General features: G+C 62.3%; 14 protein-coding genes. 9 read left to right on the top strand and 5 right to left on the bottom strand.

Going from position 1 to position 20104, the window contains the following annotated elements; translation table 11 throughout:
* The first annotated feature begins 216 nt into the window (after nt 1–216).
* Both ACB039_RS17580 and viaA read left to right on the top strand, forming a co-directional pair.
* Entirely contained in the window at nt 217–1824 is a 1608-nt protein-coding gene (locus ACB039_RS17580; protein ID WP_371166129.1) for an ATPase RavA domain-containing protein, read from the top strand.
* A gap of 88 nt (nt 1825–1912) precedes the next feature.
* Nucleotides 1913–3367, top strand: a complete 1455-nt coding sequence (gene viaA, locus ACB039_RS17575) for an ATPase RavA stimulator ViaA (protein ID WP_371166128.1) — start codon at nt 1913–1915, stop codon at nt 3365–3367.
* 24 nt (nt 3368–3391) lie between these two features.
* Here viaA and ACB039_RS17570 read toward each other — a convergent pair whose 3' ends face one another.
* Nucleotides 3392–4396, bottom strand: coding sequence for a sensor domain-containing diguanylate cyclase (locus ACB039_RS17570; RefSeq protein ID WP_182787648.1), 1005 nt, complete (start codon nt 4394–4396; stop codon nt 3392–3394).
* Nucleotides 4397–4584: 188 nt separating this feature from the next.
* Here ACB039_RS17570 and ACB039_RS17565 point away from each other — a divergent pair, with 188 nt between their 5' ends.
* From ACB039_RS17565 to ACB039_RS17555, 3 genes are all read left to right on the top strand, one after another.
* Nucleotides 4585–6459, top strand: coding sequence for a diguanylate cyclase (locus ACB039_RS17565; RefSeq protein WP_371166127.1), 1875 nt, complete (start codon nt 4585–4587; stop codon nt 6457–6459).
* A gap of 253 nt (nt 6460–6712) precedes the next feature.
* Nucleotides 6713–8299, top strand: coding sequence for a peptide chain release factor 3 (gene prfC, locus ACB039_RS17560; RefSeq protein WP_371166126.1), 1587 nt, complete (start codon nt 6713–6715; stop codon nt 8297–8299).
* 97 nt (nt 8300–8396) lie between these two features.
* Nucleotides 8397–9347, top strand: coding sequence for a bile acid:sodium symporter family protein (locus ACB039_RS17555; protein ID WP_317841978.1), 951 nt, complete (start codon nt 8397–8399; stop codon nt 9345–9347).
* Between the two features lie 104 nt (nt 9348–9451).
* On the opposite strand, the gene ACB039_RS17550 is transcribed toward ACB039_RS17555, so the two are convergent.
* Entirely contained in the window at nt 9452–10360 is a 909-nt protein-coding gene (locus ACB039_RS17550) for a MarR family transcriptional regulator (RefSeq protein ID WP_270824069.1), read from the bottom strand.
* 272 nt (nt 10361–10632) lie between these two features.
* Nucleotides 10633–11670 carry an alkene reductase gene (locus tag ACB039_RS17545; RefSeq protein WP_371166125.1) on the bottom strand — a complete coding sequence of 346 codons (1038 nt, stop codon included), beginning with the start codon at nt 11668–11670 and terminating at the stop codon, nt 10633–10635.
* A gap of 168 nt (nt 11671–11838) precedes the next feature.
* Between ACB039_RS17545 and ACB039_RS17540 the strand changes: the two genes are divergently transcribed.
* Nucleotides 11839–12411 (top strand): TetR/AcrR family transcriptional regulator, encoded by a 573-nt coding sequence (locus tag ACB039_RS17540; RefSeq protein WP_317841980.1) that lies wholly within the window; start codon nt 11839–11841, stop codon nt 12409–12411.
* Nucleotides 12412–12507: 96 nt separating this feature from the next.
* On the top strand, nt 12508–13920 hold the full coding sequence (locus ACB039_RS17535; protein ID WP_371166124.1) for a DUF2252 domain-containing protein: 1413 nt from the start codon (nt 12508–12510) through the stop codon (nt 13918–13920).
* Nucleotides 13921–14071: 151 nt separating this feature from the next.
* Here the strand turns inward: ACB039_RS17535 and ACB039_RS17530 are convergent, their stop codons facing one another.
* Complete coding sequence (locus tag ACB039_RS17530) at nt 14072–15025, bottom strand: LysR family transcriptional regulator (RefSeq protein ID WP_371166123.1); 954 nt, start codon at nt 15023–15025, stop codon at nt 14072–14074.
* 145 nt (nt 15026–15170) lie between these two features.
* On the opposite strand from ACB039_RS17530, the gene aguA reads away from it, so the two are divergent.
* Together aguA and ACB039_RS17520 are read left to right on the top strand one after the other, a co-directional pair.
* On the top strand, nt 15171–16268 hold the full coding sequence (aguA, locus tag ACB039_RS17525; protein WP_371166122.1) for an agmatine deiminase: 1098 nt from the start codon (nt 15171–15173) through the stop codon (nt 16266–16268).
* Nucleotides 16269–16525: 257 nt separating this feature from the next.
* Nucleotides 16526–18229 (top strand): amidase, encoded by a 1704-nt coding sequence (locus ACB039_RS17520; protein ID WP_371166121.1) that lies wholly within the window; start codon nt 16526–16528, stop codon nt 18227–18229.
* Nucleotides 18230–18355: 126 nt separating this feature from the next.
* Here ACB039_RS17520 and dgt read toward each other — a convergent pair whose 3' ends face one another.
* Complete coding sequence (gene dgt, locus ACB039_RS17515; protein WP_371166120.1) at nt 18356–19558, bottom strand: dGTP triphosphohydrolase; 1203 nt, start codon at nt 19556–19558, stop codon at nt 18356–18358.
* Nucleotides 19559–20104 lie beyond the last annotated feature (546 nt).

The following is a 20104-nucleotide window of genomic DNA, read 5'->3' as shown; positions in this document are numbered from 1 at the left end:
CTCACTCTTGATCTGCATTGGGGTAAATTCTGATGCGCAGAGTACACTCTCGCAGGTTTTGCTGCACCCCCTTGCGTGCCGGGATTGTCCCGCCGGGGCCGTGCGATCCCGACCCCGACCGCGGGATGACCAGATTCAACAGACCATGACAGTGAGGCGGGGCCAGAGGCCGGACCCCGTGGACACTATGACCATACCAGCTTCGGAACTGTGCCTATGCCGCCTTTAGCCCAGAATACTGTTCGTGCCACCCCCATCCATGAGCGCCTGCCACGGCTGCTGGCCGCCCTCGGGGAGGGGCTGTATGAGCGCCAGGACGCCCTGCGGCTCGGCCTGCTGGCGGCCTTGAGTGGCGAGAGCGTCTTCCTGCTGGGCCCCCCGGGCATCGCCAAGAGCCTGATCGCGCGGCGCCTCAAGCTCGCCTTTCACGATGCCCGCCACTTCGAATACCTGATGACCCGCTTCAGCACGCCGGAGGAGGTGTTCGGTCCCCTCTCCATCCAGGCGCTCAAGGAGGATGGCAAGTACCTGAGGCTGACTCACGGCTATCTGCCGGAGGCCGAGGTGGTGTTTCTCGACGAGATCTGGAAGGCGGGCCCGGCCATCCTCAACACCCTGCTCACCGCCATCAACGAGCGGCAGTTCCGCAACGGCGACAGCCAGCATCCCATTCCCATGCGGCTGCTGGTGACCGCATCGAACGAACTGCCCGCCCCGGACAGCGGGCTGGAGGCGCTCTACGATCGCATGCTGGTGCGGATCTGGATGGACAGGGTGCAGGAGAAATCCAACTTCCAGGCCATGCTGGCGAGTGATGGCCAATCCCACCAGAACCTGACGCCCTCGGTGCAGATCCGGGGGGAGGAGTACGAGGCCTGGCAGGCGGAGATCGAGCAGGTGCGCCTGCCCGACGCCTGTTTCGAGCTCATCTATCAGCTGCGCCAGCAGCTCGACAGCCAGCTCGGTCACGGCTGCTATGTGTCGGATCGGCGCTGGAAGAAGGCGGTCAGGCTCATCAAGGCGAGCGCCTTCTTCAACGGTCGCGACGAAGTGGCCCCGCTGGATCTGCTGCTGTTCAAGGATTGCCTCTGGCACGACGAGGCTTCCCGCACCGCCTTGCTGGAGATGATCGGCGAGTTCTCCCGCCTCTACGGTTACCAGCAACTGGTGCTGACCCGTGAGCTGCTGGCCCTGCGCGAGCGGTTCAAGCAGCTCAAGGGGGCCGTCGCCCAGCGTCTCGGCTGCAAGGCGGTCAAGCGCAAGCAGTGGTTTGGTCGCCGCGCCCGTGGCACCGAGTTGCCGCTGGCCAACGCCAAACCGTTCGGCAAGCAGGTGCACTTCCACCTGCTCACGCCGGCGCCCCTGGATGGCGGGGATCCCGAACGCCTGACCGAGACCCTCACCTTCGATCGCACCCTGCTCTCCCACTGGCACCCCACCGGGGAGGCGCTTGTGGGCTGGCCCCTTGGCAACCCCAAGGAGGGACACTACGAGCTGGTGCTGGACGAGCAGTTGCGGCTGCAGGTACTGGATGTCCAGCGTCAGCCCGTGCCTCTGGTGCTGGTGGAGCGAACTCCCATCCCCGAGGTGGTGACGGCCCCCTGGCAGACCGAGCTGGGTGAGCTGGCGAGCCAGGTTGTCCGGGTGCAGCAGAGCCTCAAGGGGCAGCGCAGCCTGTTCGATCGTCACCAGCCCCACCTGTTTGTCGGGGAGCACTGGCTGCGCCAGGTGGAGGACAGCTTCTTCGTGCTGAACCGGGACCTGGAACGGCTGGGCGAGGAGCTGAAGCAGTGGCGGGATCGCCTGCCCGGGCTCGATGCCTGATGCTGTCCGAACTGATGCTGGCCCATGAGATGAGCCGCCTGTCGTACCCGCAGGATGTCGCCATGCGTCCCTTGCGTGGGGAGTGCCCATGCTAGAGATCGGCATGATGGATCTGGGGCTCCTCATCGGTGAGGGGGAGCTGGCGGGGGAGATGGCGCTGCTGCTGGCGTCCACCCCCAAGATCTCCGAATTCCTCAAACGCTCCCCGCTGCAGGGCAAGCTGTTGAAAAAACGCATCCAGACCTGGAGCGAGCAGCTCGGCGAGGAGATGCGCCACAAGCCGGTGCCGGTGGCGCTGGAGCAGGAGTACCTACTCTATCAGGCCCACAGATTGCTGCCCCTGCCCGAGCTGGTGGGGCGGCTGCCGGCCCTGCTTGAGGCGCTGGAGCAGCACAGCCCCTTCGCCGGGGATGCCCGCAGCCTGGTGCGCCAGATAGTGGCCCAGCCGACCGAGGGGCTGCGTCAGCTGTTTGTGGAGAAGTGGCGGGCCAGCCTGGTGGGTAGCCTGCTGCAGTTGCAGCAGCAGATCGCCGAAGCGGAGCGGGAGAAGCAGCGCCAGGAGATAGAGGATCAGCTGCTGGCGAACCGGACCCTGGCCGATGCCCTGGATCCGCACCAGATCTCCGCGGGGGGACTCTGGGATCTGGCCCAGGGCAGCTGGCACAAACGCAGCCTGGTGCTGGTGCAACAATATGCCCGCATGTTGCAGCGCGAACCCCTGCTGGGGGAGATCGCGGCCCTGCTGGGGCGCAGCGAGCGGGATCGGCGGACCGACGCCCGGACGCTGCCCCCTGTGCCCATGCACGAGCTGGAAGAGGTGCAGACCGACGACGTACCTGACGATCTGGTGGGGGTGCACCCGGCCAGCGATCTGATGCGCCTCTTGCCGAGCGAGGCCGTGATGCTGGCCCTGCCGGAGCTGGAGCTGGAGTTCTATCGCCGCTATCTGGAGCGGCGCCTGCTGAGTTATCAGTCGCGGGGCACATTGCCGCGCCAGCGCCTGATGCAGCGCTCCCCGGAGCAGGGCGGGCAGGAGGTGCAGCCGCGGGGGCCCTTCATCGTCTGTGTCGATACCTCGGGCTCCATGGGTGGCTATCCGGAGGAGTGCGCCAAGGCACTGTTCCTCGCGCTGCTCAAGGTGGCGATGGACGAGAAGCGGGGCTGCTATCTGATGCTGTTTTCCACCGAGGTGGCGACGCTCGAGATCACCGCCGACACCGGGCTGGACAAGGCAGAGCGCTTCCTCTCCATGAGTTTCCACGGCGGCACCGATCTGGTGCCCTGCCTCGAGCAGGCGCTGGTACAGCTGGAGCAACCGGATTTTGCCAGGGCCGATGTGCTGGTGATCTCCGACTTCATCGCCCAGAGCCTGCCCCATGCCCTGCTCGATCGGATGAACCGGCGGCGAGCGCAGCAGACCCGCTTCCACGCCGTCGCCATGTCCAGGCACGCAAAATCGGCGATCCTGCGGGTGTTCGACAACAGCTGGCTGCTGGACTGCGGTCTGCGTGGCCGCCTGCTCAGGCGCTGGCAACGCAGCTAGGGACGGGCTGGCGCCGCTCCGGTGTCAGATGCCGGTCCTGTGATAGAGGCCCCGTTCGCTGACCTGATCCTGATCCAACAGCGGCTGGCCGCTCGGCTGGGCGATATGAAATCCCCGCTTGCCGCTGCGTTTGACCCGGTACATGGCCTGATCGGCCCGGGCCAGCGCGGTGCTGAAATCATCCTGGGGTCGGATGGCGGCTATCCCCATGCTCAGGCCCACGGCCGCCTCCCCATTGGGCAGCTCGAACGGAGTGGCGATGGCATCGATGCATTGACGGGCCAGGTGGCTGGTGCGGGGATCCTCGCTCGGCCAGGGCAGCAACAGCACAAACTCATCCCCCCCGAGCCGACCCAGTCTGACCTCCTCACCACAGCAGTGGCGCAGCCGCTGGCTGAGGGCCACCAGCAGCTCGTCGCCGGCGCGGTGGCCCAGGTTGTCGTTCACCTGCTTGAAGTCATCGAGATCGATGAAGCAGATGGCCCTGCATTCTCCGGGGAACTGGCGGTGCAGGGCGGTGCGATTGAGCAGGCCGGTGAGGGGATCCCGGTGTGCCAGCTGGGCCAGCTGCTGCTCGTACTCCTTCTCGTGGGTGATGTCGATGTGGGTGCCCATCACCCGCAGCGGGTTGCCCTGCTCATCCCGCTCCACCACCCGACCCCTGTCCAGCACCCAGGTGGTCTTGCCATCCTTGGCGATCATCCGGTGCATCACCTGATAGAAGGGGCTTTTGCCCTCCAGATGGTCGAAGAAGGCCTGCAGCACCCGCTCCCTGTCTTCCGGGTGCAGGTGTTCACGCCAGGTGTCGAAGTGGGCCGACAGCTCCTTGGGCTGATAGCCGAGCATGGATCCCCAGCGCCGGTTGAAGATGATGAGCTTGCCGGTGGGAACATGGTTCTGCCAGATGCACAGGCCGGTGCCGTCCATGGCGGCATCCAGCTTCTCCCGTGCGTCATCCGCGATGCGTTTGAGGCGCTCGTTCTCCAGCAACAACCTGTCGTAAGCCTCCCGCAGCTCCTCGTAGGTCATTCATCATCCCTTCCCTTGTATCAGTTCGCTTATAGTCGATGCAGACTTTCCTTCTGTAAAGAATGAGATAGCGGGAGTGAGCGCTGACACGGCAATGAATGCCGTGGCTGTGCGCCCATGGCAAGCAGGGATATGATTGAGGCGATGGGCACGGCGTCCGGGCCATCGAACGGGGAGACTGAATCAGCATGAAGATCCTGATGGGCGTTAGCCTGCTGTTATGGCTGGGAGTGACACCCGCCTTCGCGGTGTCCCCCCGGCTGAGCGAGCCCGGATTGTCTCGGGAGCTGCAGCAGCTGGAGGATGATGCCCCGCCCTTGCAAGTGTTTCGCGACCGTGTCGCCGCCCTGGTCGCCCATGTCGATGCCTATCCGCCCGAGGTGCAGGGACGCATCGCCCGGTTGCAGTGCTGGGCCCAGCCGAGCGAGCGGGACGAGGAGTTCCTGCGCGCGGTGCAGTTTGCCGATCGGGCGCTGGCAGAGGTGAGGGGCCGCAAGGACAGGGTCGCCGAGAGCGGCCTGCTCGCCTGCCGCGGTTATCATCAGCAGTTGCTCGGCAACATGGACGAGGCGAGGCTGGACTACGCGGCCGCCCTGACCCTGGCGCGCAGGCTGGGGGATGAACGGCAGCGGGCCGACATCCTCAACCTGCGGGGGGAGATGTACTCCTACCAGGGGGAGCTGGCCGAGGGGCTGATGGAGCTTATCGATGCCCATCGCCGCTACGAGGCCCTGGGGCTGGAGAGCAAGGGGCGCGAGGTGCTGGCCAGGATCGCCAATGCCTATCGCCGGATGGGGCTCTTCGAGCGGGCCGAGGGCTATTTCCAGGAGCTGGAGCACGACTACCGGACGCTGGGGGATGTCGAGCGGCTGGTGGATATCCACACCCAGCAGGGACTGCTCTATATCGACACGGCAGAGTACGACAAGGCGCTGCCGCTGATGGTCGAGGCCGAGCGCTACTATGAGGCGCAGCAGCAGGACGGGGTGCTGGCCTGGAGCAGGATAGAGCTGGCCACCATCCTGCTCAAACAGGGCAAGACGGCGCAGGCCATGGCCAAGCTGGAACAGGCCGCCACCTTGCTGCATCGGGGGGAAGGGGCAGACAGCGTGACTCTGGGCCATTGGCACATCGTCATGGCCACCGTGCAGGATGCCATGGGCAAACCGGCCGAGGCGCTGCGACATCTGGACGAGGCCGAGCCGATTTTTGCCCGGGAGCAGAACCTGCGCTTCCTTGCCTGGGTGCACGAGGTGCGCGCCCGGGTGCTGGAGCGTCAGGGACGGGTTGGGGAGGCCCTGGCCAGCCTCAAGGCCTTCGTGCAGACCCGCCATGCACTGGATCAGCGGCTGCGGGAACAGCGGGCCCTGCAGATGCGTTTCGAGTTTGACCTGGCGCGCAAGGAGCTGGAGAACCAGACCCTCAGAGCCCAGCAGCAGTTGCAGGCCGAAAAGTTCAAGCAGTTGCAGGAGCGACGCTACTGGCAATTTCTGGTGGTGGCCCTGCTGCTGCTGGTCATGGGGATACTGGTGATCCACCAGCGGGGCCGTACCCGCAAGATGCAGCGTCTCGCCATGACGGACGAGCTGACGGGCATCCACAACCGGCGCCAGATCCAGGCCAAGGGGCGCAAATGGTTCGCCCAGGCGCGCGCGAGCGGCAAGCCCCTTTGCGTGCTGCTGCTGGACATCGATCACTTCAAGAAGGTCAACGACCGGCTCGGCCATCAGGTGGGGGATAGGGTGCTGACCGCCGTGGCCCAGTGCATCGAGGAGCAGGTGCGCAGCCTGGATCGGGTGGGGCGCAACGGCGGGGAGGAGTTTCTGGTGCTGCTGCCCGACACCGATCTTGAAGAGGCGGCCGAGGTGGCCGAGCGGGTCAGGATTGCCGTCTCCCGCCTCGTCATCGAGGGGGTGCCTGAAGATCACCCCATCCACGTCAGCATAGGCTGTGCCGAGTACAGGGCAGAGGATGACAATCTCGGGGAGCTGATCCGCCGGGCCGACGAGGCCATGTACGCCGCCAAGCTGGCGGGGCGCAACCGGGTGGTGAAGGCGGCCTGATCCCGAACCGCCCTTCAGCCCCTCATGCCGGGCTGGGTATTTTTCACTCGCGCGGGTATAATGTCGCGCAATTTTGCTTTGACTCAGGCGAGAAGGCCCATGTAACGCAGCGCTCCTCCTTTTTCCACCTGCGGGTTCCATGACCCGGCTGCGTGGCGTCGTTGTCTGCATGGGAGCCCTGATCCCAAGGTGCTGTCCCGCATTTATTCCCACGGTGGCTCCAGGCCGCCGCTCAATAGAAGAACGTCGAATTATGTCAGCTGAATTTCTGAGTGAAGTCTCCAAGAGACGCACTTTTGCGATCATCTCGCACCCGGATGCGGGTAAGACCACCATCACCGAAAAAGTCCTGCTGTTCGGACAGGCCATTCAGCGCGCCGGTACCGTCAAGGGCCGTGGCTCAGGCCAGCATGCCAAATCCGACTGGATGGAGATGGAGAAGCAGCGTGGTATCTCCATCACCACCTCCGTGATGCAGTTCCCCTATGCGGACTGTCTGGTCAACCTGCTCGATACCCCGGGTCACGAGGACTTCTCCGAAGATACCTACCGTACGCTAACAGCCGTGGATTGCTGCCTGATGGTCATCGATGCCGCCAAGGGCGTTGAAGACCGGACCCGCAAGCTGATGGAAGTGACCCGGCTGCGCGACACCCCCATCCTCACCTTCATGAACAAGCTGGACCGCGAAGTGCGCGATCCCATGGAAGTGATGGACGAGGTGGAGCGCGAGCTGAAGATCATGTGCGCCCCCATCACTTGGCCCATCGGCTGCGGCAAGTCCTTCAAGGGTGTCTACCACCTCTACAAGGACGAGACCTATCTGTATCAGACCGGTCAGGGCCACACCATCCAGGAGAAGCGGGTGGTGAAGGGGCTGAACAACCCGGAACTGGACGCCGCCATCGGTGAAGATCTGGCCGCCCAGCTGCGCGGCGAACTGGAGCTGGTGCAGGGCGCCTCCCCCGAGTTCGATCACGAGGCCTTCATCGCCGGCGAGATGACCCCTGTCTTCTTCGGTACCGCGCTCGGTAACTTCGGTGTCGACCACATGCTGGACGGCCTGACCGACTGGGCCCCGGCCCCCATGCCGCGCAAGGCCGAGAGCCGTCTGGTTGAAGCGACCGAGGAGAAGTTCTCCGGCTTCGTGTTCAAGATCCAGGCGAACATGGATCCGAAACACCGCGACCGTATCGCCTTCATGCGCATCGTCTCCGGCACCTACTCCAAGGGCATGAAGATGCGCCACGTGCGCATCGGCAAGGATGTGAACATCTCCGACGCCGTCACCTTCATGGCCGGTGACCGTGAGCAGGCGGTCGAGGCGTGCGCCGGTGACATCATCGGGCTGCACAACCACGGTACCATCCAGATCGGTGACACCTTCACCCAGGGTGAGGATCTCAAGTTCACCGGCATCCCGAACTTCGCCCCCGAACTGTTCCGCCGCATCCGCCTGCGCGACCCCCTCAAGCAGAAGCAACTGCTCAAGGGGTTGGTGCAGCTCTCCGAAGAGGGGGCCGTGCAGGTATTCCGTCCGCTGATCAGTAACGATCTCATCGTCGGCGCCGTCGGTGTGCTGCAGTTCGACGTGGTGGTCTCCCGCCTCAAGAGCGAGTACAACGTCGAGGCCATCTACGAGGCGGTCAACGTCTCCACCGCCCGCTGGGTGGAAGGGACCGACGTCAAGAAGTTCGAGGAGTTCAAGCGCAAGAACGAGGTCAACCTGGCGCTGGATGGTGGTGACAACCTCACCTACATAGCCCCGACCATGGTCAACCTGCGGCTGGCCCAGGAGCGTCACCCGGACGTTCACTTCCGCCAGACCCGCGAGCACTGATAACGCGCGCCCCCAGGCGGCAAAAGCTGATATAAAAGAAGGCCCTCGCGGGCCTTCTTTTTTTTGCCCGCGTTCTATTTCAGATCAGGAGATCACCATGCTTGGACGCATTACCAACCTCTTCCCGCTCTGGGCCTTGCTGTTTTCAGTGCTGGCTTACTGGCAGCCAGCGCTGTTCGTCGATCTCAAGACCCAGATAGTGCCGCTGCTCACCATCATCATGCTGGCCATGGGGCTGACCCTGCGCCCCGCCAACTTCCTCGACGTGGTAAACAACAAGAGGGCCATCGGACTGGGACTGGTGTTGCAGTTCAGCGTGATGCCGCTGGCGGCCCTGCTGATCAGCCTGCTGCTCGGTTTCGATGCCGAGCTGACCGTGGGCATGGTGCTGGTGGGCAGCGTCGCCGGTGGCACCTCCTCCAACGTGATGTGCTACCTCGCCAAGGGGGATGTGGCCCTCTCCATCACCATGACGGCGCTCTCCACCTTGCTTGGGGTGATCATCACCCCGCTGCTGGTGCAACTGCTGGCTGGCAAGAGCGTCGATGTCCCCGTGCTGGACATGCTGTTGAGCCTGCTCAAGATAGTGCTGATCCCGGTGGTCATCGGGGTCCTGGCCAACGTCTGGCTGCACTCCCTGACCACGAGGCTAGAGCCTCTGCTGCCGCTGGTTTCCATGGTGGCCATAGTGCTGATCATCGCCACCGTCGTGGCCCTCAATGCCGGCCAGTTCGCCGCCATAGGTCCCATAGTGGCGCTGGCGGTGATCCTCCATAACGGCATAGGCATCACGGCGGGTTACTGGATGAGCCGATGGCTTGGCTTCGATGAGCGCATCTGCCGCACCATCGCCTTCGAGGTGGGGCTGCAAAACTCCGGGCTGGCCACGGCGCTCGCAATGAAGTTCTTCACCCCGGCCTCCGCCGTGGCGGGCACCCTGTTCTCGGTCTGGCACAACCTCTCCGGCTCTCTGCTCGCCGGCTTCTGGGCCAGGCGGCCGCTGCTTCTCGCCGAGAGGCAAACCGGGGCTGTGGTCAAGGATCACTGAGGCCTGCTTTGGCTCCATGCAAGAGACCCCGCTGCGGCGGGGTCTCTTTTTTGTCCCTCTTCCCGTGACAGGGGAAGAAGAGATGGGACAGGCTCAGGGGCGACTCAGAGCGCCAGCACCATGCAGATCTCGCAGGCGTCGTGGCCGGTGCAGCCAAGGGGCCCCGGCAGGTGCACGAAGCCCAGCGACTCGTAGAGGCTGGTGGCCTCGCGCAGATCGGCCGTGGTCTCCAGATAGCAGCGTTGGTAACCGAGCGTGCGTGCCTCGGCCAGGGCCTGCAGCACCAGTCTCCGCCCCAGCCCCAGGCCGCGCAGGGCGGGCAGGAAGTACATCTTCTGCAGCTCGCAGGTCCCGGCTTCACCCGCCAGAGGGGCTATGCCGCCCCCGCCTAGGATGGCGCCGTCCGGCCCCTCTATCACCCAATAACGGCTGTGCTTGCCCTGATAGGTCTCATGGAGGAAGTCGAGATTGGGATCTGCCACCCCGTAGCCCTTGTCGGCGGTGAGGCCGTATTCGGCGGAGACGGCGCGCACCACGGCGGCGATGGCGGCATTGTCCTCAGGGGCGATGGGCCTGATGCGATAGCCCTGCTGGCGGCGGGCGCGGGAGAGGGCGCTGCGATAGAGGCGCATGCCCTCCCAGAGCCGTTCGCGCTCCTCGGGGGCGAGCTGGGCCAGGGTCTCTGCCATGGCCTCATCCATCTGCCGGTGCAGCTCCTCAAGCTGCGCCTTGCCCTGTCCGGTGAGGGTCGCCTGCTTGCTGCGCCCGTCCGAGGGGTGTGGCTGCCAGGCGATGAGCTCCCGCTCGGCGAGGCGGGCCAGGGGGCGGCTGGCGTTGGACTTGTCGATGCGCAGTTGCTCGGCGAGCTGCTGGTTGGTGGCGGGGCCATTCTCCAGCTCGATCAGCAGGTGGGCCTCGAGGGGGCTGAGGGCCAGGGAGCCGCACTGCTGGGAGAGCATGCCGAGTTCGCGTACCAGTTCCCGTGACAGGGCGCGCAGGGGGCGGGGATCCATCTTGTGAGTGTCCTTCTCGTTGTTACCTGCAACCAATATAGCCAACTGGTTGTTGATGACAACTATTTCATGAGCCAGAAGGCGGACACAAAAAAGGGCCCGGGAGAGGGGCCCAAACATTGGAAACCCGCGCCAGTGCGCGGATCCCATCCTTGGTCAGGAACACGCTGGCCGGGCAAAGGCGGCCCGGCCTGCGTATGACTCGGGCTCGGCTTACACCAGCTCGGCCAGCATGGTGCCGGCCACGGCGCTGTCTCAGGGCGCGGCGCGGTTTATACCAATTCCGCCAGCATGGTGTCGGCATAGGGGACCAGGGCGTCGCCCTGTTTCACCTTGGCGAGATAGTCAGGGTTGGCGATAAGCGGGCGGCCGATGGCGACGAGGTCGAAGCGGTCGGCGCGGATCGCCTCGGCGGCGGTCTCGGCGCTGTAGTTGCCCACCCCCACCAGGTGGCCGTCGTAGTGGGCGCGCAGGTAGTCGGAGGCGCGGCCATCCAGGTAGTCGAAGGTGAGGCTGTCATCGAAGATGCCAAGGTGCACATAGGCCAGGGCACGCTTGTTCAGCTCGGCCAGCAGGTAATCGAACACGGCGCGATCCCGCGCATCGCCTTCGAGGTGCACATAGGCACCGGGGGAGAGACGCAGGCCCACCCGCTCGCTGCCGATGCGGGCGTTGATGGCATCCACCACCTCCAGGGCGAAGCGGCTCATGTTCTCCGGGGTCTGGCCGTACTGGTCGGTGCGCAGGTTGCTGGAGTGGTGCAGGAACTGGTCGATGAGGTAGCCGTTGGCGCCGTGGATCTCCACCCCGTCAAAGCCCGCCTCGATGGCGTTGGCGGCGGCCTGGGCGTAATCCTCGACCAGCTGGGCAATGTCGCTCTCGCTCAGGGCGCGGGGCACCTGATACACCAGTTCGCGCATGCGCGGCACTGTGCCTTCATGGGCGACCGCAGACGGTGCCAGCACTTCGGCGTGATGGAAGAAGGGGTGGGAGAGACGACCCACGTGCCACAGCTGGGCGAAGATCTTGCCCCCCTTGGCGTGCACGGCCTCGGTGACCTGTTTCCAGCCTGCGATCTGCTCAGGGCTGTAGATGCCGGGAGTGTTGGGATAGCCCTGGCCGTCCGGGCGAATGATGGTGGCTTCGGAGATGATGAGGCCGATGTCGGCGCGGCGGCCATAGTAGGCAGCCATCTGCGCGGTCGGCACCAGTCCCGGGCCCGCCATGCAGCGGGTGAGGGGGGCCATCATGAAGCGATTCGCGAGGGTGAGGGTGCCGTTGAGGCGGTAAGGTTGAAACAGGGTATCCATGCAGAGCGTCCTCGGGGGTGATTCTTGAATGGGCATTCAAGACGTTTTTTGGTTTGTACGCAAGTCTTTTTTGAACAAGCATTCAACATGGATTGGTCTTGCCTGCCTGCTGGGGTAAACTTGCCGCCCTGTTCCCCGGTACGCCGGGCCCTTGCCAGCGGAGATCCCATGCGCAGTGCCGAATTTGATCGGGACCTTGTCTTGCGAAGCGCCATGGAGGCGTTTCGAGCCAGAGGCTATGCCAAGACCACCATGCAGGATCTGGTGGCGGCGACCGGGTTGCACCCGGGCAGTCTCTATGCCGCCTTTGGCAACAAGCGGGGCCTGCTGCTGGCGGCGGTCGATCACTATGTGCAGGAGAAGGGCGCCCTGCGCCGTCGCTGCTTCGATCAACCGAGCCCGTTGGCCGGGCTGAAGGCCTTCTTCACCCAGTTGGTGGACGATGCCCTGCAAGGCTCCTGCCTGCTGACCCGCACCCTGATGGAGCTGGCGGAACAGGATGAAGAGTTGCACCTGCGCTTCAAGGTCATCTATGGCGAGCTGGAGAGCGACCTGGCGCAGCTGCTGCGTCAGGCCAGTGAGCGGGGGGAGCTGGCCCCCGGGTGCGACATTCCCACCCTGACCGCCTTCTTGCAGGTCAACATCCAGGGGCTGGTGACCTTCGCCCAGTGCCACCCAGACCGCGCTCTGCTGGGGGGCGTCGTCGATCAGCTGATGGTGGCCCTGACCCCTCGGCGCTGAATCCCGGCCCTCTGGGCCTATATTTGTCCCCGCTGCTTGCCCCTGCCTGCCCCCTCTTCCATCTTCATGGTGAGGATATCGGCAGGAGGAAAGGGAATGACCAGAAAGGCAACGTCTCGGGCGATACTGGCGCACTTCACCACGCCACGGCTCTCAATTGCACAGCGCTTCGCCGCCGGCAAGGCCCTGCGGGAACAGTTTTCCCGCGAAGCTCACTCCTGGCTGCCGCCCGCGGCGTATGACAGGGATCCCATCGCCGTGCTCAAGGCCCAGGCCACCACTCGCTTGAAGCAGCTGGTGCCGGTGCGCCATGCCAGGATGCAGGAGTCCCCCTTCGCCTTCCTGCGCGGGGCGGCCGCCATCATGGCGGGGGATCTCGTCGCCACTCCCCACTCCGGCCTCATGGTCCAGGCCTGTGGCGACATGCATGTCGCCAATATCGGCCTCTACGCGAGCGCCGAGCGCAACCTGGTGCTGGCCATCAACGACTTCGATGAGACCCACCTCGGCCCCTGGGAGTGGGATCTCAAGCGTCTGGCCGCCAGCGCCCTGGTGGCGGCCGAGTACCTGGGGGCCGACGCCGCCCGCCAGCGGGAGGCGGCCAGGATGATAGCGACCGGTTACCGCACCAAGCTGCGGGAATACGGCAAGATGGGCTTTATGAGGGTCTGGTACGATCACATAGAACAGGCCTCGGTGCTCGACGCCTTCTCCGTCGATGCCCACAGAAGGGTCAAGGCCACCTTCGCAAAGGCCCGGAGCCGCAACCACCTGCAGGTGCTCGGCAAGATGACGGATCTGGTGGACGATCAGCACAGGATCCGCGAGCTCCACCCCTTCGTCATCCGCGAGACCCACACCGAGGACGGGGAGCCCGTCTATGAGGTGCTCGGCGAGTTGCTGGAGGCCTATCTCGCCTCCCTGCCGGAGGACAGGCGCATACTGCTGCGCCGCTACAGGGTCGTGGACGTAGCCCGCAAGGTGGTGGGGGTGGGCAGCGTGGGCACCCGCTGCTGGGTGATCCTGCTGACCGGCGCCGACGATGACGATCCCCTCTTCCTGCAGGTCAAAGAGGCGCAACCCTCGGTGCTGGCCCCCTATTTCACCTCGGAAGACGACAGCGGCAACCAGGGGCGGCGGGTGGTGCGGGGCCAGCGGATGATCCAGGGATCGCCGGACATCTTCCTCGGCTGGTGCGATCTCAGGGGCCGTCACTTCTATGTGCGCCAACTGCGGGACATGAAGGGGGGCATCGACATTACCCCTGGCATGGTCAAGCCCCGCCACTTCGTGGAGTATTGCCAGTTGTGCGGCTGGGCCCTGGCGCTGGCCCATGCCAAGTCGGGGGATGCGGCCCAGATCGCCGGCTACCTCGGCAAGTCGGAGGTGATGGATGAGGCCATCGCCGACTTTGCGGTGGCCTATGGCCAGCGCACCCGGGAAGATCATGCCCTGCTGCTGGCCGCCATCGCCCGCGGGGAGCTGCCGGTCGCCTCAGAGGCGAGGTGAGGGGCGGCTCGAGCGCATCAGCTACTTATGCCAGATCCTTGGGTCACACTAGGGGGGATTGCCGGGTGTGGCATTGGGATCCTTATGCCGGATTCCCCCTCCTTGATCGAATCCTTCAACCCGAGCGCCTGGCACGCCAGACGCTGAGGGTTTACACCGGACTCACCAACTCCTTCATCAACGTCTTCAACCAGATCAAGGCTGGCTGCTGCGCATGCACCGGGTGCCAGACGCAGTTGAGATGGTAATCCGGCACGTCTTCGGGCAGGGGCAGGCTTTTCAGCGGCCAGTGGTTGGCGAGCAGCTCGGCCACCATGCTCGGCAGTACCAGCAGGTGGTCGCTCTGGCTGACGATGGCGGCGGCGGACATATAGCTCTGGCTGTTGACCGAGATGGTGCGACTGTGACCCAGGCTCTGCAAATAGCGGTCGAGGCTCGCCTCCGAGGTGCCGAGCGGCGAGTGGAACACGTGGGGCATGGCGATCAGCTGCTGCAAGGTGATGCGCTCCTGCCATTGGGAGGGATCATCCTCGGCCCCAGCGGGGGCGGATTTGGCGATGGGCAGATCGGCGCGCACCAGCCCGGCCAGGGGCTCGGTGAGCCAGGTCTCCTTGCCCAGATACCCAGGCACTTGCATGTACTCGTCAAACCCCAGCACCAGATCGATCTCGCCGCTCGCCAGCTCTGCCTCCGGCAATGTGTCGCGCAGTATGCGGATCTCTATGGTGACCCCGGGGGCCAGCCGCTTGAGGCGCTGGATAAGGGGCGGGATCAGCACGCACTCCACGTAGTCCGTGGTGCAGAGTACGAAGCGGCGTTTCGACTGACGCGGCTCGAACAGATCCTCCTCGCTGAGCTGCTGCTCCAGCAGCCGCAGCACCTGCTGCACCCCCAGATGCAGCCGCTGGGCCCGGGGGGTCGGCAGCATCCCCTGGGGCGTGCGCACCAGCAGCGGATCGTCAAAGAAGGCCCGCAGGCGGTTGAGGGCATGGCTCATGGCGGGCTGGCTGATAAAGAGCGACTCGGCGGCGCGGGTCACACTCCCTTGCGTCATCAGGGCGTCAAGGGCGAGCAGCAGATTGAGGTCGAGCTGGTGCAGTTTCATGGGGGGATTATTCGCCGTGTTTATGGGACAATCCATCCTATTCATTTGATGGATGGGCACGCAACTTCTTACACTGCGACCCACTGTTATTTTTCCGGGTTCCCAGGTAAATCGGGGGGCCTCAATCCATGCAAGGAGCCTTGCGATGAGCATCAAGACCATCAACTCCATTCCGGCCGCCGACGGCTTCACCATGCCCGCCGAGTGGGCGCACCAGCAGGCCGTCTGGATGATCTGGCCATTCCGCCCGGACAACTGGCGCGTTGCCGGTCGCTTCGCGCAGGCCACCTTCGCCAAGGTGGCGGATGCCATCGGGCAAGCCACTCCGGTCTTTATGGGGGTGCCGGCCCAGTTTATGGAGCAGGCCCGCGCCATCATGCCCACCCACGTCACCCTGGTCGAAATGAACAGCGATGACTGCTGGGCCCGCGACACAGGCCCGACAGTTGTCACCAACGCCGCCGGCGAGTGCCGTGGCGTGGATTGGGGCTTCAACGCCTGGGGCGGTCACAAGGGCGGTCTCTACTACCCCTGGGATCAGGACGAGAAAGTGGCGGCTCAGATGCTGGAGCAGCACGGCATGGATCGCTACGCCGCGCCGCTCATTCTGGAAGGGGGTTCCATCCACGTGGATGGCGAAGGCACCTGCATGACCACAGCCGAGTGCCTGCTCAACGAAAACCGCAACCCGCACCTGAGCAAAGAACAGATCGAAGCGCACTTGCGCGACTATCTGGGTGTCACCAGCTTTATCTGGCTGGATGAAGGCGTCTATATGGACGAGACCGACGGTCACATCGACAACATGTGCTGCTTCGTGCGCCCGGGTGAAGTGGCCCTGCACTGGACCGATGACGAGAACGATCCCCAATACGAGCGCTCCCTGGCCGCCCTCAAGGTGCTGGAAGCGGCGGTGGACGCCAAGGGTCGCAAGCTCAAAATCTGGAAGCTGCTCCAGCCGGGCCCGCTGTTCTGCACCGAGGAGGAGTCTGCCGGCGTCGAGAGCGGCAGCGGTGTGCCGCGCGAGGCAGAAGGTCGTCTGGCCGGTTCCTACGTGAACTTCCTCATCACCAACGATCGCATCGTCTACCCGCTGCTGGATGCCGCCACCGATGGGCAGGCCCAGCGCATTCTGGAAGAGATCTTCCCGGATCACACCGTGGTCGGCGTGCCGGCCCGCGAGATCCTGCTGGGCGGTGGCAATATTCACTGCATTACCCAGCAGATCCCCTCCGGCAAATAAGAACCGGATGACGATCCTGCTGCGAGACCGTGATCAAGGCTCATGTGCTGCTCGGAAGCCTCACGTATGTTTATACGCTCCAGTTCCTGCGCTGCTCTTCACCTTGCTGACGGCCTCTCGCGACGGGTCGTAAACCGGTTCCAGCTGGTATTCAAAACCCCACTCCGTGGGGTTTTATCTCTTGATGATGTGATGATGGCAGGCGCCGATGCGGCGATCATCATGACAAACAGTCACCCTTTTACAGGAGATCCCAGATGATCGAAGTGACCGAAGTTTCCATTGCCGAGCTGCGCGGTGCGCTCGAAGCAGGCCGCACCACCGCGGTCGAACTGGTCAAGGCCTATCTGGCCCGGATCGAGGCCTACAACGGCCCCGAGACCAACACCAAGCTGAACGCTTTGGTGGTACCCAATCCTGATGCGTTGAAAGAGGCGCAAGCGTCCGATGCGCGCCGCGCCCGTGGCAAAACCCTGGGGCCGCTCGACGGCATCCCCTACACCGCCAAGGACAGCTATCTGGTCAAGGGGCTGACCGCCGCCTCCGGCAGTCCGGCCTTCAAGGATCTGGTGGCCCAGCGTGATGCCTTTACCGTCGAGCGCCTGCGCGCCGCCGGTGCCATCTGCCTTGGCAAAACCAATATGCCGCCCATGGCCAATGGCGGCATGCAGCGCGGCGTCTATGGCCGTGCCGAGAGTCCCTACAACGCCGATTACCTGACCGCGCCCTTTGCCTCCGGCTCCTCCAACGGTGCCGGTACCGCCACCGCCGCGAGCTTCGCCGCCTTTGGTCTGGCCGAAGAGACCTGGTCGAGCGGCCGGGGCCCTGCCTCCAACAACGGCCTCTGTGCCTACACCCCCTCCCGTGGCGTCATCTCGGTGCGCGGCAACTGGCCCCTGACCCCGACCATGGACGTCGTCGTGCCCTATGCCCGCACCATGAGCGATCTCTTGGAAGTGCTGGATGTGGTGGTGGCCGACGATGCCGACACCCGTGGCGATCTGTGGCGCATGCAGCCCTGGGTGCAACTGCCCAAGGCTTCCGAGGTGCGTCCGGCCTCCTATCTGGAGCTGGCTGCCAAGCCCGATGCCCTCAAGGGCAAGCGCCTCGGCGTGCCGCGCATGTTTATCAACAAGGATGAACTGGCGGGCACCAGCGAGCACCCCGGCATCGGCGGCCCGACCGGTCAGCGCATCCATACCCGCGACTCCGTGATCGCCCTCTGGGAGCAGGCCCGTCAGGCGCTGGAAGCCGCTGGCGCCGAAGTCATCGAAGTGGACTTCCCCCTGGTCTCCAACTGCGAAGGGGACAGACCCGGCGCGCCCACCGTGTTCAACCGCGGCATAGTCACCCCTGAGTTTCTCAACGACGAGCTGTGGGAGCTCTCCGGCTGGGCGTTTGATGACTTCCTGCGCGCCAATGGCGATCCCAAGCTCAACAAGCTTGAAGACGTCGATGGGCCGAAGATCTTCCCCCACGATCCGGGCACATTGCCGAATCGCGAGGGCGATTTGGCAGCGGGCATGGACGAGTACGTCAATATGGCCAAGCGCGGCCTGAAATCCTGGGACGAGATCGCAACAGTGCCGGACGGCCTGCGTGGACTGGAAAAGACTCGCAAGCTGGATCTGGAGGACTGGATGGACGGGCTCAAGCTCGACGCCGTGTTGTTCCCGACCGTGGCCGATGTGGGCCCGGCTGACGCGGATGTGAATCCGGCCTCCGCCGATATCGCCTGGAGCAACGGCATCTGGGTGGCCAACGGCAACCTCGCCATTCGCCATCTCGGCGTGCCGACCGTCACAGTACCCATGGGGGTGATGGCCGATATCGGTATGCCGGTTGGCCTGACCTTCGCCGGTCGCGCCTATGACGACAACAACCTGCTGCGCGTCGCCTCGGCCTTCGAGTCCACCGGCAGCAAGCGTATGGTGCCGCCGCGTACGCCGCCGTTGGGGTGAGTGCTGTTGTGAATTAAATCTCTCGGATGCATTCTGAGATAATGAAAAAACCACCCGCAGAGCGGGTGGTTTTTATTTTTATAATGACAAGTAATTATTTAAGCTGTGTAATACAGAATCTTTCAATTAAAATAGTTTTTCTGCACTGCCTTTACCAAAAAATCTCTCATATTCTTGTGCTGCAAAGCTATCCATCATTCCTGAAATATGATCTACCACCAATCTTTTTTGATCATCTTTTATAGATCTGAGCTCAGGGGGAAGCAACATATTGTTTTTATTAAATTCATTGTCAGTGTATACCTGAAAAAGCCCTTTAATAATTTTCTCCCCATGCTTTTCATAAATAATGATATCTTTCTTTCTTAATATTGCCTTGAATAATAACTTTTTAAGGCCGCCAGCAAGATCTGCATGCGCTTGGTAATTCAACTCTCCATTAACAAGACCAATATCTCGACATAGTGTGTTTACGATAATTGATGTTAGTTCTTTTCTTAATACTATGGAGTATTCTTCTGAGGTGTCCATACGTGAAGACTCAATAGCTGTCTTTTGTGCTTCTTGTGCAATTTCTGACATTTTTGTATATGCAGAATTATAATCTTTGCTGATCTTGAATTCATGTAATATTTCACCTAGACCGATCATCCCAAAGCTCATTGCGTCTTCTAAGTCGTGCGCTGCATAGGCTATTTCATCAGCAAGATCCATTATTTGGGCGTCAATGCTCTTAGTTATATTTAGATTGTGTCTTTCCAATTCAGTTAGCATGAACTGATAGTCATCATCATATAGAAATTTTTTCTGATTTTGAGATTTATTATTGAAATACTTAGTGACTGCCATCAGGGTTCTGATATTTAAATTCAATCCTGGGTGGGCATGGTGCTTTTTTTCTAACGTTCTAAGAATCCGAAGGGCTTGAGCATTTCCTTCATAACCACCTATATCCTTGGCTAGATCGTTAAGAATGGTTTCTCCATAATGCCCAAATGGAGGGTTCCCTATGTCATGGGCTAATGCAGCTGTTTCACAGACAACAGTATTTTTAAGCCCTAAATCAAAAGCTATAGATCTAGCGATTTGAGCTACTTCTAAACTATGAGTAAGTCTGTTTCTGTTAAATCTATTAGAGTCGATGCCCAAAAGCTGCATTTTACCCTGGAGTCTTCTAAAAGAAGATGAATAGAGCACTCTGGCATAGTCTCTCATTAATTCCTGTCTGTTCTCTGAGCGTGAATCTGGATTTGAATACACCCTATATTCAAGCTTTGAGATTAGATGTTCCTGTTCTTGTGCATATTCACATGTTTCAAGGTTATACATTGGAGTAGATCCTGACCAGTTATTGTGCTGAAGCATATTGTCTTAAGTATTATTAACGGGGTGAATATTATCTTTTTTGGGGCCCGTATGCGACCTCAATTACCGTAAGATCGTTGATATCCAAGGTTTCCTGCTGGTTTTGTCATCTCCATGTTCGCTGTAAATGGACGATTACGCTACGCTCATCGACCCATATATTATGGGACTTATTGTTACCTCCCCTCATCCCCGACCCTTCTCCCGCAAGGGGAGAAGGGTGCAAAACGGTTCAGCTAATTGTGCTTTACGTGCGAGGTACGGGTGGGGGTATGAGGGGTTTGGAATTGGCTCGGGCCATCCCCTCTCCCTCGGGAGAGGGCTAGGGTGAGGGGGCGCTGTCTGTGTCGCTGGTTGGTTTTTAGCTTTTGCCGCTCTCAATCCCTCGCACCGCCAGCAGCCCTGTTTATCGTGGTTCGCTACCGGTCTCCCCTGATTTTTCCTGCCTTCCCCCCCGACTTCACCTTGGCTTCACACAACCTCATGTTTCCCTCACATATCCCCCCTATC

It is taken from the genome of Aeromonas sp. S2(2024) (assembly GCF_041402505.1).
Classification (GTDB): Bacteria; Pseudomonadota; Gammaproteobacteria; order Enterobacterales; family Aeromonadaceae; genus Aeromonas; species Aeromonas media.
The sequence above is the reverse complement of the archived record's forward strand: the minus strand, read 5'-3'. Positions and strand labels throughout refer to the sequence as shown.

Bases quoted from the DNA above. Each gene is read 5' to 3' on its own strand.
- ACB039_RS17580 (WP_371166129.1), top strand. From the start codon at position 217: ATGCCGCCTTTAGCCCAGAATACTGTTCGTGCCACCCCCATCCATGAG.
- viaA (WP_371166128.1), top strand. From the start codon at position 1,913: ATGCTAGAGATCGGCATGATGGATCTGGGGCTCCTCATCGGTGAGGGG.
- ACB039_RS17570 (WP_182787648.1), bottom strand. From the start codon at position 4,396: ATGACCTACGAGGAGCTGCGGGAGGCTTACGACAGGTTGTTGCTGGAG.
- ACB039_RS17565 (WP_371166127.1), top strand. From the start codon at position 4,585: ATGAAGATCCTGATGGGCGTTAGCCTGCTGTTATGGCTGGGAGTGACA.
- prfC (WP_371166126.1), top strand. From the start codon at position 6,713: ATGTCAGCTGAATTTCTGAGTGAAGTCTCCAAGAGACGCACTTTTGCG.
- ACB039_RS17555 (WP_317841978.1), top strand. From the start codon at position 8,397: ATGCTTGGACGCATTACCAACCTCTTCCCGCTCTGGGCCTTGCTGTTT.
- ACB039_RS17550 (WP_270824069.1), bottom strand. From the start codon at position 10,360: ATGGATCCCCGCCCCCTGCGCGCCCTGTCACGGGAACTGGTACGCGAA.
- ACB039_RS17545 (WP_371166125.1), bottom strand. From the start codon at position 11,670: ATGGATACCCTGTTTCAACCTTACCGCCTCAACGGCACCCTCACCCTC.
- ACB039_RS17540 (WP_317841980.1), top strand. From the start codon at position 11,839: ATGCGCAGTGCCGAATTTGATCGGGACCTTGTCTTGCGAAGCGCCATG.
- ACB039_RS17535 (WP_371166124.1), top strand. From the start codon at position 12,508: ATGACCAGAAAGGCAACGTCTCGGGCGATACTGGCGCACTTCACCACG.
- ACB039_RS17530 (WP_371166123.1), bottom strand. From the start codon at position 15,025: ATGAAACTGCACCAGCTCGACCTCAATCTGCTGCTCGCCCTTGACGCC.
- aguA (WP_371166122.1), top strand. From the start codon at position 15,171: ATGAGCATCAAGACCATCAACTCCATTCCGGCCGCCGACGGCTTCACC.
- ACB039_RS17520 (WP_371166121.1), top strand. From the start codon at position 16,526: ATGATCGAAGTGACCGAAGTTTCCATTGCCGAGCTGCGCGGTGCGCTC.
- dgt (WP_371166120.1), bottom strand. From the start codon at position 19,558: ATGTATAACCTTGAAACATGTGAATATGCACAAGAACAGGAACATCTA.